Origin of the sequence: Streptomyces microflavus (assembly GCF_014650075.1) — a bacterium.
Taxonomy (GTDB): Bacteria; Actinomycetota; Actinomycetes; order Streptomycetales; family Streptomycetaceae; genus Streptomyces; species Streptomyces microflavus.
In genome coordinates this window covers 911783-924379 of sequence record NZ_BMUG01000001.1, presented here as the reverse complement: position 1 = coordinate 924379, position 12597 = coordinate 911783, and the positions used below count along the sequence as shown (strand labels likewise).

The 12597-nt window shown below is 69.6% G+C and carries 14 protein-coding genes; 10 read left to right on the top strand and 4 right to left on the bottom strand.

From position 1 onward, the window contains the following. Positions 1–49: 49 nt before the first annotated feature. Positions 50–715 (top strand): ATP-binding protein, encoded by a 666-nt coding sequence (locus tag IE264_RS04045; RefSeq protein WP_078657303.1) that lies wholly within the window; start codon positions 50–52, stop codon positions 713–715. Here IE264_RS04045 and IE264_RS04040 read toward each other — a convergent pair. Further along, the gene (locus tag IE264_RS04040; protein ID WP_015608146.1) at positions 610–1374 is read right to left on the bottom strand and encodes a GntR family transcriptional regulator; all 765 of its coding nucleotides are present in this window, start codon (positions 1372–1374) and stop codon (positions 610–612) included. The two genes, IE264_RS04045 and IE264_RS04040, sit on opposite strands and share 106 nt — an antisense overlap. Before the next feature lie 157 nt (positions 1375–1531). On the opposite strand from IE264_RS04040, the gene IE264_RS04035 reads away from it, so the two are divergent. The 3 genes from IE264_RS04035 to IE264_RS04025 all read left to right on the top strand — a co-directional run bounded on the left by IE264_RS04035 (position 1532) and on the right by IE264_RS04025 (position 3198). Further along, complete coding sequence (locus IE264_RS04035; protein ID WP_032752975.1) at positions 1532–1870, top strand: hypothetical protein; 339 nt, start codon at positions 1532–1534, stop codon at positions 1868–1870. Positions 1871–1979: 109 nt separating this feature from the next. Then, on the top strand, positions 1980–2276 hold the full coding sequence (locus tag IE264_RS04030; RefSeq protein WP_032752977.1) for a hypothetical protein: 297 nt from the start codon (positions 1980–1982) through the stop codon (positions 2274–2276). A gap of 235 nt (positions 2277–2511) precedes the next feature. Next, positions 2512–3198 carry a hypothetical protein gene (locus IE264_RS04025; RefSeq protein ID WP_229887374.1) on the top strand — a complete coding sequence of 229 codons (687 nt, stop codon included), beginning with the start codon at positions 2512–2514 and terminating at the stop codon, positions 3196–3198. Positions 3199–3247: 49 nt separating this feature from the next. On the opposite strand, the gene IE264_RS04020 is transcribed toward IE264_RS04025, so the two are convergent. From IE264_RS04020 to glnA2, 3 genes are all read right to left on the bottom strand, one after another. After that, positions 3248–3919, bottom strand: coding sequence for a nucleotidyl transferase AbiEii/AbiGii toxin family protein (locus IE264_RS04020; protein ID WP_032752979.1), 672 nt, complete (start codon positions 3917–3919; stop codon positions 3248–3250). Further along, positions 3916–4263, bottom strand: coding sequence for a hypothetical protein (locus IE264_RS04015; RefSeq protein ID WP_032752981.1), 348 nt, complete (start codon positions 4261–4263; stop codon positions 3916–3918). Before IE264_RS04015 ends, IE264_RS04020 begins: the two co-directional genes overlap by 4 nt. A 514-nt stretch (positions 4264–4777) precedes the next feature. After that, the gene (gene glnA2 / locus IE264_RS04010) at positions 4778–6139 is read right to left on the bottom strand and encodes a gamma-glutamylpolyamine synthetase GlnA2 (protein ID WP_003969536.1); all 1362 of its coding nucleotides are present in this window, start codon (positions 6137–6139) and stop codon (positions 4778–4780) included. Between the two features lie 240 nt (positions 6140–6379). On the opposite strand from glnA2, the gene IE264_RS04005 reads away from it, so the two are divergent. From IE264_RS04005 to IE264_RS03980, 6 genes are all read left to right on the top strand, one after another. After that, complete coding sequence (locus IE264_RS04005; RefSeq protein ID WP_015608158.1) at positions 6380–7072, top strand: thioredoxin-like domain-containing protein; 693 nt, start codon at positions 6380–6382, stop codon at positions 7070–7072. Continuing rightward, positions 7069–7770, top strand: a complete 702-nt coding sequence (locus tag IE264_RS04000; RefSeq protein ID WP_051821631.1) for a DUF305 domain-containing protein — start codon at positions 7069–7071, stop codon at positions 7768–7770. The genes IE264_RS04005 and IE264_RS04000 overlap by 4 nt, the downstream gene beginning before the upstream one ends. A 240-nt stretch (positions 7771–8010) precedes the next feature. Then, a complete protein-coding gene (locus IE264_RS03995) occupies positions 8011–8436 on the top strand; it encodes a CBS domain-containing protein (RefSeq protein WP_015608160.1) in 426 nt (141 codons plus the stop codon). Between the two features lie 86 nt (positions 8437–8522). Then, positions 8523–8993, top strand: a complete 471-nt coding sequence (locus IE264_RS03990; protein ID WP_051821633.1) for a hypothetical protein — start codon at positions 8523–8525, stop codon at positions 8991–8993. Positions 8994–9064: 71 nt separating this feature from the next. Next, positions 9065–10657, top strand: a complete 1593-nt coding sequence (locus IE264_RS03985) for a multicopper oxidase family protein (RefSeq protein WP_032752985.1) — start codon at positions 9065–9067, stop codon at positions 10655–10657. Positions 10658–10778: 121 nt separating this feature from the next. Continuing rightward, the gene (locus IE264_RS03980) at positions 10779–12533 is read left to right on the top strand and encodes an NAD+ synthase (protein WP_015608163.1); all 1755 of its coding nucleotides are present in this window, start codon (positions 10779–10781) and stop codon (positions 12531–12533) included. Positions 12534–12597: the final 64 nt, after the last annotated feature.

Sequence of the window (12597 nt, the reverse complement as noted above, 5' to 3'; positions counted from 1 at the left end):
TCGCTCATTCGTCCGCAGGTCATCTCGACTTCCGCCGAAGGGTTCACCCATGACGCACGTGAACAGCCAAAGCTTCTTCTTGGTACGCGCTCCCACCTCGGTTGCGATCAGCCGTCGGCGGCTGCGCGAGCTGATCAGCACGTGGCATGTGCGGCAGGACGACGACAGCGACATGGCTATGACCACCGTGGTCTCCGAGCTGGTGACCAACGCTGTCTCGCACGGGGCCGGCGACATGCTCAAGGTGGTCGTGAGAGCTGACATCGGACGGGGCAGGCTGACGATCGAAGTCCACGACGACTCCCCCGCCCTCCCCCAACGACGCACCCCATGCCCCGACGCCGAAAGTGGTCGAGGCATGGTGCTCGTCGAGCACTTGGCGATCGCCTACGGGGCCGAGAACACCGCACGGGGCAAGCGGGTCTGGGCTGAGCTGGCCCTGCCACCACGACGGACGACCGGTCGGCGCTCGCTCGATCCGCTTCGTAGCGCGGCGGCAGCGATCGCCCGCCGACTCCCGGCCTTCGCGTGGCTCCGGAGGCGGCTTACCGCGCTGTCACGCAGGAGCCGCCCCCTCGGACCCGGCTCTCACCGAGAACCGCCCACCGCTCAGAACCGGGAGTCGTCGACGTCGATCTCGTACGCGATCTCCCAGCGGATGTCCGGGACGATGATGTCGGCGGTCTCCACCGGACGGCCCTCGGCGTCGAAGTAGATGCGCTCCAGCTGGGTGACCAGGTCACCCACGGAGATGTTGAGGAAGTTGGCCTGCTCGCGCGTGGCGCGGGCCGGTCGTGGCATTTCGAGAGCGGTGGAGATGTTCACGTTGATGGAGCGCATACGGGCGACCACGCCGATCTTGCCCCGCGGCCCCATCTCCGGGAGCAGGACCTCCGTACCGCCGGTGATGGCCATCGGCTCCCAGCTCGTGGCGAGTTGCGCCGGCTGACCGTCCGCGAGGAACTCGTAGTGGGTCATGACGCAGAGGTCGCCGGGCTCGATCGCGAGCCGGGCGGCGATGTCCTCCGTGGCGGGAACCCGCGCCCGGCTGTTGCACTCCCAGGTGCCATCGCCGCCCTGGTCCTTCAGGCCGGCGCGGAACGGGGAGCCGCTCCGCTCCTGACGGAGGCGTGAGCGGACCATCCTGAGGCGCTGGCGGGCTTTGCGGACGTACGTACCGGAACCGGCGCGGCCTTCGAGGATGCCCTCGATGATCAGGCGTTCCATGGCCCGTTGGGCGACGGAGTGGCCGACTCCGTACTCCTCGGCGAACCGGGCGCGGGACGGCAGCTTGTCACCGACGGCCCATTCACCCGACAGCACCCGGGTACGGATCTTGTCGGCCACCTGCAAGTACGGGGTATCGCGAGGCATTTCGGCGGCTCCGTGAGGGTGCGGCGTTCAGGGCTCGATATTGACAAAGCTAACCCATCAGGTTGAAGCTGAGTATTCAGCATTACATGGAGTGACATCGACTTCACAGGGGAGAAGTGTGCGCTCAGCACAAGCGCGGGCAGCGGCACTGACAGGCATGCTCACCGCCGCCATCGGCGCAGAGCCGCGCGTGGCCGACACCGAGGCCGGCATCCGCGTCGAAGCGGACCTCCCCACCGAACTCACCGAGGCCGAGCACACGGCGGTCCTCGCCGCCCTGGCCACGGCCGACCACTTCGGGCACACCCTCACCCGCACCGCCGAATTCGTCTGGGCCGAGATCAGCAGAGAGGCGACCGTGACCACGACCGATTCCCCCGACGCGGCCTACCGCGACCTGCTGGCCCACACGACGACATGCGGGTCCTGCCGCACGGGCGCGATCTGCCCGACCGCGGCCAAGCTCGTCCGCACCTGGCGCGAGACCCGCGCCTAGGGGCCCGCCTGCTGAGCGGCACAGCTCGCCCACTCCCTCAGAGACGGAGGCACCTCATGCGTACGCCCACCCCTCACGCCTTACTGCCGGCCCGGCCCGGGAGGCTCCGATGATCGCCCTGTCCGCGACGGACGTCCGCACCTGCGAGGCCTGCTGGAACGCCCCGGTCACCGCTGCCCGGCACACGGAGACCGGCCGTGACCTGCTCTGTGAGGAGTGCGCGGAGGCGGACTACCCGCGCCGAGTCGACCTCTTCCCCCCGTTCGGCATCTACGGCCTGCCGGCCCGCAGGGTCCGGCCGGACAGCAAGCACCGAGGCAACCCCCCTCAGCCCCCACCCAACCCGGGCCCGCCCCTGCCCAAGCCACCACCGGCACCCTCCCCGCCGGGAACGCCGCCGGTGTAGAGGAAACCCTCCGGGCCCGCGCCCTCCGCAGCAGGAGGGGCGGGCCCGGAGCCCATCGACAGGGGAACTATCCCCGCGACACGGCCGACCCGACTCGGTAGTGTTGCGATCTTCGGCAGGCGGAAGCCTCCTGGAGTCACCCAAGGCTGTGCCGATCACGATGAACCCCGACGCCGCTCCCACCCGCATCCGGCTCGACTGCGCCCTGGAAGGCTTGACGGCCACCTTTCGCGGGATGGCCACACACCCCGAAGAGAACAACTGCGAGTGCCACTGGGGCAGTCAGGAAGACCTGGCGCTGCTGAAGCTCCCGGACGCGGAGCTCTCCCCGGACCTCCTACGTCGCACTTGGGACGCTCCTGACTGGCGCGACCACGGGGCGGTCCTGCGCCGCATCCTGCCCCAGTTCACCCGGGAGCTGGTCAGCGGCCGCGTGGAGCCCATGTTCGGGATGTACGAGGTCGGGCGCTCGTTCGCCCGCGGACACTGGCGCCAATGGCCCGCCCCTCAGAGCGCGGCGGTATGGGAGTTCCTGCACGCCTGGTGGGCGCACAGCCTCGTGGACCCCGCCCCCGCCGTCCCCGTACACGAGCTCCTGGCGCTGTGCACCGAGGCTTCCGGCACGCTCGACCCGTGGCTTGCGGTCTGGGAGACGCTCGACCATGACGTGTCCGACCGGCACTTGGCCGAAGCGGCTGCTCAGTGGGAGTACGACCTACTGGGAGACCAGCTCCCCTGGGACCCATGGGACAACGAGGCCGACGACCCACGCCCAGAACTCGCCTCCTGGCTGACCCGCCACGCACCGACGCGACTGCACGCCCCAGAGGTCCCCGAGGCCCTACTGCACCGCATACGCCTGATCGGACTGACCGGCCCGGCGAGGTGGGAGGACCCACACTGGCCGGGCCACCGCTACTGAACCGGCTTCAAGGCAACCCGAACGGGTGGCGTCCGCCGACCACCCGAACTCAGCCCTCGGGTGGCGCCACCCCTTCAAGGAGCCGTTCCGCAATGTCGTGAGCCCACTCCTGCGCCCACAACCGCAGTGTGGTGATCTCCTGCTCACCGAGCCCGTACGCGGCGAACTCGGTGTCATCGATCCAGTCGGCACCGCCCAGCCGCGCCTGAAGTTCGGTCAGATCTAAGGATTCGCGTGCGTGCCGCCGCCCGAGCTCTTCCAGCTCGACGTGGCTCCATCGGTCGACGGCCGCTCGTACGTCAATCAGGTCGCGTGCGAGGCCACGGTCAGCCAGTGCGCGGACCTTGGTGCCGACGACATCCTCAAGGGAGAGCACCAGCCCGTGCGCGGTCCGTACCGGCGGACGCCATAGCGTCTCCTTGAGGATGCCCACCTCGCACTCCTCACCGTCGGCCGGATCGGTGACGATCAAGCGAGCAGACAGCGGATCGGCCTCCAGTGCCCGAACCTCCCAGCCGCGCTGCTCAAGCCCCACCCGTACGGTGGACGCGATGTCCTCCATGGGCTCGGGATTCTCGGTGGCAACGTCGAGGTCTTGGCTGAGCCGGTCGACCAGCCCGTGCGCTTGTACGGCGTAGCCACCGGTGAGTGCGAGAGGATAGGCGCCGCCCACAGCCAGTACGTCGGTGAGCAGTCGGCGGTGCAGGTCGGTGAGGTTCACGCAGCAGTCCGGGCGCTGAGCGCGAGCTCGTCGAAGGCACCCTCCCAGACGTCACGGATATCGCGGCTGATCAGCGTCCGCAGGGTGGGCCACATGGGGACAAGCAGATCGCGGTTGAGGTACTCCACCAGGTCGTCGTGCATACCCTCACCCAGCACGATGCGGTAGTAGCTCATCCGCAGCCGTGGCTGATCGAGATCGAACTCCCTCAGCCCCGACCACGCCAGATGAAGTGGCAGCGACACAGTCCCGTGGCGCGGGCCGGCAAGCGCCGCCAGTGTGGCGGGCACCCGTCGGGCGAACCTGGCGCGACGGAGACCGGGGACGTCGAAAGCTGATGCCATGCCCCGATTATCGCGCACGGGTCGACAGGGGGTGTGCTGCTTCGGCCCCCTCTGCAGGGCCCGCGATGCGTGGCCACCTGAGAGGTCATGGATGACTGGGGCCAGTGGCCATGCTTCGTCGGACGCGGTTGCTCTGGCTGCGGTACTCCGCTGCTCTGCAGCAGCAAGGCACCCTCGCTCCCCCTGGGGCCGGACCGTTGTCAGTGCCACTTGCTAGATTGTCTGGTGGCTGGAGACCGGTCGGAGAACCTTCGAGGTCCGCGGTCAAGGGGGGTGGGCATAAAGGTCCCCGGGAGCCACCTCGGGACTATGTTGCAGGCCATAGATCCCCGCCCCCCTCATCCTCCATGAGCGCAGCGGGGTGCCTTGATGAGGTGGAGAAACCTGTAACAAGCCGTCAGGGCTTGACGGCCCCTGGACGGCCCAGAGCCGATCATGACTGCGGGTGGGTCGCTTCGGTTGAACCGGGCGACCCACCCGCGTTGCGCTTCCTGAGCTGCTGATCAGGCAGGCCCTACAGCACCGGCAGCAAGTTCTTCAGCTCGAAGGCCGTGACCTCGCTGCGGTACTCCTCCCACTCCTGCTTCTTGTTGCGGAGGAAGAAGTCGAAGACGTGCTCGCCCAGGGTTTCGGCGACCAGTTCGCTCTTCTCCATCAGGGAGATCGCCTCGCCCAGGTTCTGCGGGAGCGGTTCGATGCCCATCGCGCGGCGTTCCGCGTCGGAGAGGGCCCAGACGTCGTCGTCGGCGCCGGCCGGGAGTTCATAGCCCTCCTCGATGCCCTTGAGGCCTGCGGCGAGCAGGACCGCGTAGGTGAGGTACGGGTTGGCGCCGGAGTCGATGGAGCGGACCTCCACGCGGGCCGAACCCGTCTTGCCGGGCTTGTACATGGGGACGCGGATGAGGGCCGAGCGGTTGTTGTGGCCCCAGCAGATGTACGAGGGGGCCTCGCCGCCCGCGCCGGCCGCTCGGGACGAGCCGCCCCAGATGCGCTTGTAGGAGTTGACCCACTGGTTGGTGACGGCCGAGATCTCCGCCGCGTGCGTCAGCAGGCCCGCGATGAACGAGCGGCCGACCTTGGAGAGCTGGTACTCCGCGCCCGACTCGTAGAACGCGTTGCGGTCGCCCTCGAAGAGGGAGAGGTGGGTGTGCATGCCCGAACCCGGGTACTCCGAGAAGGGCTTCGGCATGAACGTCGCCTGCACGCCCTGCTCCAGCGCCACCTGCTTCATCACCAGACGGAACGTCATGATGTTGTCCGCCGTCGACAGCGCGTCCGCGTAGCGGAGGTCGATCTCCTGCTGGCCCGGCGCACCCTCGTGGTGGCTGAACTCGACCGAGATGCCCATCGATTCGAGCATCGTGATCGCCTGGCGGCGGAAGTCCATGCCCACGTTCTGCGGGGTGTGGTCGAAGTAGCCCGAGCTGTCCGCCGGGGTCGGGCGCGTGCCGTCGACCGGCTTGTTCTTCAGGAGGAAGAACTCGATCTCGGGGTGGGTGTAGAAGGTGAAGCCGAGGTCGGACGTCTTGGCGAGGATGCGCTTCAGTACGTACCGCGGGTCCGCGAAGGACGGGGAGCCGTCGGGCATCAGGATGTCGCAGAACATCCGCGCGGTGCCGGGGGCCTCCGCGCGCCAGGGCAGGATCTGGAAGGTGCCCGGGTCCGGCTTGGCGATCATGTCCGATTCGTACACCCGGGCGAAGCCCTCGATCGCCGAGCCGTCGAAGCCGATGCCCTCGTCGAAGGCCTGCTCCAGCTCGGCCGGGGCCACGGCGACGGACTTGAGGAACCCGAGGACGTCGGTGAACCACAGCCGCACGAAGCGGATGTCGCGCTCCTCAAGGGTCCTGAGGACGAATTCCTGCTGCTTGTCCATTGCCACATCCTTGCAGTTCAGACGGTCCGTGCACCACCGCCCGGGGTAGGGGGACACTTCAGTATCGCGACCCGGGATTTCCCCCAGATTACGCACACGGTGTGAGAGAGCACTCGGCCACCCACTACGATCGGCGACCGTGGCGTGCGGGGGCCGCGGCGGCTCTCCCGCCCGCCTGCGCGCGTCGGTCATCGGACCGGCTCCCACCCCTCCCGACTCTTCGCAGAAGGACTCGACGCCATGAGTTTCGGCCCCAGCGATCCCCGGTACGCCGTCCCGCCCCAGCAGCCCTCCGGCGGTGCCCGTTCCACCCGTAACCGGGCCATCGCCATAGGGCTCAGCGCCGCCGTCGTGGCCGGTCTGGCCGTCTTCGGTACGTACATGGTGCTGGAGACCTCCGAGGCCAAGGAGAACCGGGCCGGCAGCTCCTCCGCCCAGGACGGCAAGCAGCCCGGGGGAGACAAGGGCGATACCGGTGGGGCCATCGCGGGGCTCAAGTCCTGGGATGCCGCCGAGCTCGGGCGCAATCACTCGGCCGGGGATGTCGACTATCCGATGACGCCTCCCGTCGGGGGCGACCACAATCCCTCCTGGCTCGACTGCGACGGCGACGTATACGAAAAGGCCGTCCCGGACGTCAACGCCGTCCACTCCCTGGAGCACGGCGCTGTCTGGGTCACGTACAGCACCAAGGCCGCCGACGCGGATGTGGCCAAGCTCGCCGAGCGGGTCCGGAGCACCCCGTTCACCCTCATGAGCCCGTACGCGGATCAGGAAGGCGCCATCGTGCTCAGCGCCTGGGGCAAGCAGGTCACCGTGGACAGTGCCGACGACCGGCGCGTGGACCAGTTCCTCGCGCAGTACGTCCAGGGCCCCCAGACCCCCGAGCCCGGCGCCCCCTGCACCGGCGGGCTGGCCACGGTGCCTCAGTGACCGCCACCACCGTGCAGATCACCGAGAGCAAGGAGCGGCTCAGGACCCGTCGTGTGCGGTGGGTGGCCGGGGGTGCCGTCGTCCTCGCCCTGCTCTTCGCCGGGGCCGCCTCCCTCGCCTCCGCGCGGGGGGACGGGGAGCCCGGTGAACCGGCCGCCGATTCCGCCGATGCCGGGTTCGCCCGGGACATGGCCGTCCACCACCAACAAGCCGTGGAGATGTCCTTCATCGTCCGCGACCGTACGGACGACGAGGACGTACGCCGTCTCGCCTACGACATCGCCAACACCCAGGCCAACCAGCGCGGCATGCTGCTGGGCTGGCTCGATCTGTGGGAGCTGCCCAAGGTCGCTCCGGGCGGAGCCGGTCCCATGACGTGGATGGGGGGTGAGGTCGGGCACGGTGATCATGCGGCCGGGCATGGGGGCGGTGGTGGCGCCGGGCTCATGCCGGGGATGGCCACCAAGGACGACCTCAAGCGGCTCGGGGAGCTGAACGGTGAGCAGGCCGAGGTCTTCTACCTCCAGTTGATGACCGACCACCACAAGGGCGGCGTCTCCATGGCCGGGGCGTGCGTGTCGCGGTGTTCCGTCCCGGTGGAGAAGCGGCTCGCCGCGGGCATGGTCGAAGGGCAGCAGTCCGAGCTGGGGCTCATGCGCGACATGCTGGCCGCGCGTGGGGCGAAGCCCCGTACGTGAGGCATGTACGTGAGCCATGTACGTGAAGCTCGTACCTGAGGGCCGTACCTGAGGGCCGTAAGCGAAGGCCGTATCTGAAGGCCGTATCTGAAGGCCGGTTTCTCCCGTGCGTCAGCCCCCGCCCCCGTACCAGCGCACCCGAACGGGTGATTGCGGTCGCGCCTCCCCGGCCGGCCGATGACGATGGGTTGCGCTCGGGGCCGTACGGCAGTGCCATCGGCACGCAGGAGGAAATCCCCCATGACGACCGCCAAAGACATCATGCACAGCGGGGCCCGCTGGATCCCCGCCCACGAGACGCTCGACCGTGCGGCGCAGCTGATGCGTGAGCACAACGTGGGCGCGCTGCCCGTCTCCGCCAACGGTGACTCGGACCGCATGGTCGGCATCATCACCGACCGGGACATCGTCGTCGGCTGTGTGGCCAAGGGCCACGACCCGTCGAAGGTGACCGCGGGCGACCTCGCCCAGGGCACACCGCGCTGGATCGAGGCGGGGGCGGATGTGAACGCGGTCCTGGAGGAGATGCAGAACCACCGCATCCGCCGGCTCCCCGTCGTCGAGAACAAGAAGCTCGTCGGCATGATCAGTGAGGCCGATCTCGCGCAGCACCTCACCGAGGAGCAGATCGCGGCCTGGGCGGAGAAGGTCTACTCCCGCAGCTGAGCGTCGGCACGCTTGAGTGGCCCGGTGCCCCTCGGGGTGCCGGGCCACTGTCCGTGTGCATACCCACCGGGGGTAGGGTGGCCGGCATGGCGAGCACGGCCGGCGGAGTCCGGAGCGGAAGCGGGAGCGTGATCTTCGGGCAGCTCCTGCTGCTCACCGCGCTGCTCTTCGGCATCGTCACCATGCATACCGTCGGGCATCCGGCCGAGCATGCCCCCTCGTCCTCGGCGCCCGTGGCCGCGCCCGGCACCACGTCCGGCGCGATGCCCGTTTCCGCGCCCGACGCCATGCCCGCGCCCGAAACCGCCTCCGACCGCGCGCATCCCTCCCACGGCTCCCCCGACCACTCGCCCATGAGCGGTATGGACCCGCTCTCCGTCTGCCTCGCCGTCCTCGGCGCCTGGGGTCTCGCCCTTCTCGGTGCCTGGCTGTCCGGGCTGCGAGCTGACGGGCGGCCCCTCGGTACGGCGGTGGGTGCGGGGCTCCTGCGTGTGCTGCGGCCCAATCCGCCGCCCCCGATATCGGTGCTCGACAGCGTTTCGGTGCTGCGCATTTAGGAGTGGGCGTTTCACCTCCGCCCTTCTCCCTGAACCGACGTGAACAACCGTTCCTCAGAGGTGTATTCAGCATGCCCACGCAACCCACCCGACGCGCCGTGCTCGGCGCCGCTCTCGCCGTCGCCGGTACGGGAGCCCTCGCCGCCTGTTCCGACGGCGGCGGCCACGGCGGCGCCCACTCCCCCGGCGGTGCCCAGGATTCCGGTACGTACGTCTCCCCCGGCGGCAAGGAGGTCGCGGCGGCCGAGCAGGCGCGCGGCTCCGGTCCCGTACGCGAGGTCTCCCTCACCGCCACCCGTACCCGGCTCGATCTGGGCGGCGGTACCACCGTCACCTCCTGGGCCTACGGCGACCGGCTGCCGGGGCGCGAGGTGCGGGTGAACGCCGGTGACACGCTCGACCTGACCCTGGCCAACCACCTTCCGCAGCCCACCTCGATGCACTGGCACGGTCTCGCCCTGCGCAACGACATGGACGGGGTTCCCGGGCTCACCCAGCGGGACATCGCGCCGGGGGCCGACTTCCGGTACCGGTTCACGGTGCCGCATCCGGGGACGTACTGGTTCCACCCGCACTCCGGCGTCCAGCAGGACCGGGGGCTGTACGCGCCGCTCGTCGTCGAGGACCCGAAGGAGCCGTTGGCGTACGACAAGGAGTGGGTCGTCGTCCTCGACGACTGGGTGGACGGGGTCGAGGGGTCCACTCCGGATGCCGTCCTCAAGGAGCTGTCCGGGGGGATGGGTGGCGGGATGGACCATGGCGCGCACAGCATGTCGGGGGCCGGGGCGGAGGCCGAGGCGGCGGAAGCGGAGGATCCGGACGGCGGCTCGCCCTCCCGGATGATGATGGGTGCCCGCAGTGAGCTGCTCGGTGGAGACGCCGGGGATGTCGCCTATCCGTACTACCTCGTCAACGGGCGGGTGGCGGATGATCCGGAGACCTTCCGGGCGCGGCCCGGTGACCGTATCCGGCTGCGGATCATCAACGCCGGCGGCGACACCGCCTTCCGCGTCGCGCTCGGCGGGCACCGGCTGACCGTCACCCACACCGACGGCTTCCCCGTCCGGCACGCACAGGGGGACGCGGTGCTGCTGGGGATGGGTGAGCGGTACGACGTCCTCGTCACCGCCGGGGACGGGGTCTTCCCGCTTGTCGCCCTGGCCGAGGGGAAGAAGGCGTCCGCGCTCGCCGTGCTGCGGACCGGCAGCGGTGCGGCGCCCGGCGCCTCCGTACGGCCCGAGGAGCTGGACGGGAAGCTCATCGAGGCGGGGCGGCTGGTGCCGGATCCGTCGGTGGCGCTGGCCGGGCGTGCGCCGGACCGGACCATCCGGATGCGGCTCACCGGTGGGATGGCGGAGTACGACTGGGCCTTCGACGGGCAGCCGTACGACGCGAAGCAGCGGAGGCCGGTGGAGGCCGGGGAGCGGGTGCGGGTCGTCTTCGACAACGGGACGGCCATGTGGCACCCGCTGCATCTGCACGGGCACACGTTCGCACTGGGTGGGAACGCAGCCGGAGCCCGTAAGGACACTGCCATCGTGCTGCCGCACCGGTCGCTGACCGTGGAGTTCGACGCCGACAACCCGGGGCTGTGGATGGTCCACTGCCACAACGTCTACCACGCGGAGGCGGGGATGATGACGGTCCTCGGGTACCGGGGCTGAGCCTCAGGAGCTCAGCGGGTCGGCGCCAGTAGCTGCTCCGACCTGCGGTTTCGGTGAGCCCGGGCAGATTTTGCCCGGGCCACCGGGACATCGCGTCAGAAAGACGATTACACTGGGCTCCGTGCCTCAACTACGTCTCGCACTGAATCAGATCGACGCGACCGTCGGCGACCTCGCCGGCAACTCCGAGTCGATCGTCCACTGGACCCGGCACGCCGCCGAGCAGGGCGCCCACCTGGTGGCGTTCCCCGAGATGGTGCTGACCGGATATCCCGTCGAGGACCTGGCCCTGCGGTCGTCCTTCGTCGAGGCCTCACGGCAGGCGCTGCGCGCGCTGGCCGTCCGGCTCGACGAGGAGGGCTTCGGCGAGCTGCCGGTCGTCGTCGGCTACCTGGACCGCTCCGAGCACGCCGCCGCGCGGTACGGGCAGCCCTCGGGCTCTCCGCGCAACGCGGCGGCCGTGCTGCACCGCGGCGGGATCGCGCTCAACTTCGCCAAGCACCACCTGCCGAACTACGGGGTGTTCGACGAGTTCCGGTACTTCGTGCCGGGCGACTCGATGCCCGTCGTACGGGTGCACGGCATCGACGTGGCCCTCGCCATCTGCGAGGACCTCTGGCAGGACGGCGGGCGCGTCCCGGCCGCCCGGTCCGCCGGGGCCGGGCTGCTGCTGTCGATCAACGCCTCGCCGTACGAGCGGGACAAGGACGACACCCGGCTCGACCTGGTCCGCAAGCGGGCACAGGAGGCCGGCTGCACGACCGCGTACCTGGCGATGATCGGCGGTCAGGACGAGCTGGTCTTCGACGGTGACTCGATCGTCGTCGACAAGGAGGGCGAGGTCATCGCCCGTGCGCCGCAGTTCTCCGAGGGCAGCGTGATCCTCGATCTGGAGCTGCCCGCCGCCGACGCGGTGGCGCCCTCGGGTGTGGTGGACGACGGGCTGCGCATCGATCATGTGGTGCTGTCCGACCGGCCTTTGGACGCGTACGAGCCGGAGCTCGCGGGCGGGTATGCGGAGCGGCTGGACGACGACGAGGAGGTCTACTCGGCGCTGGTCGTGGGTCTGCGTGCGTACGCTGCGAAGAACGGTTTCAGCAGTGTGCTGCTCGGGCTCTCCGGCGGGATCGACTCGGCGCTCTGCGCGGCCATCGCGTGCGATGCGGTGGGGGCCCAGAACGTTTACGGCGTGTCCATGCCGTCGAAGTACTCCTCGGACCACTCCAAGGGCGACGCGGCGGAACTGGCCCGGCGGACCGGGCTCAACTTCCGTACGGTGCCGATCGCGCCGATGTTCGACGCGTACATGGGGTCGCTGGAGCTCACCGGGCTCGCGGAGGAGAACCTCCAGGCGCGGCTGCGCGGTACGACGCTGATGGCCATCTCCAACCAGGAGGGGCAGATCGTGCTGGCGCCGGGCAACAAGTCCGAGCTGGCTGTGGGTTACTCCACGCTGTACGGGGACGCGGTCGGGGCGTACGGGCCGATCAAGGACGTCTACAAGTCGTCGGTGTTCCGGCTGGCCAGGTGGCGCAACCGGGCCGCCGAGGAGCGCGGGCAGACCCCGCCCATCCCGGAGGCCTCGATCAGCAAGCCGCCGAGTGCGGAGCTGCGGCCGGGGCAGGTCGACACGGACTCGCTGCCGGACTACGACGTGCTCGACGGGATCCTGGAGCTGTACGTGGACCGGGATCAGGGGATGGACGCGATTGTGGCGGCCGGGTTCGATGCGGAGCTGGTGGCGAAGACGTTGCGGATGGTGGATACGGCCGAGTACAAGCGGCGCCAGTATCCGCCGGGGACGAAGATCTCGCCCAAGGGGTTCGGGAAGGACCGGCGGTTGCCGATCACGAATCGCTGGCGCGAGTCGTCGTAGCGGGGGGGTGGTCACCGGGGGCGTCCGGTGGCCGCCTCTGTCCTCAAGCGCCGGACGGGCTGGG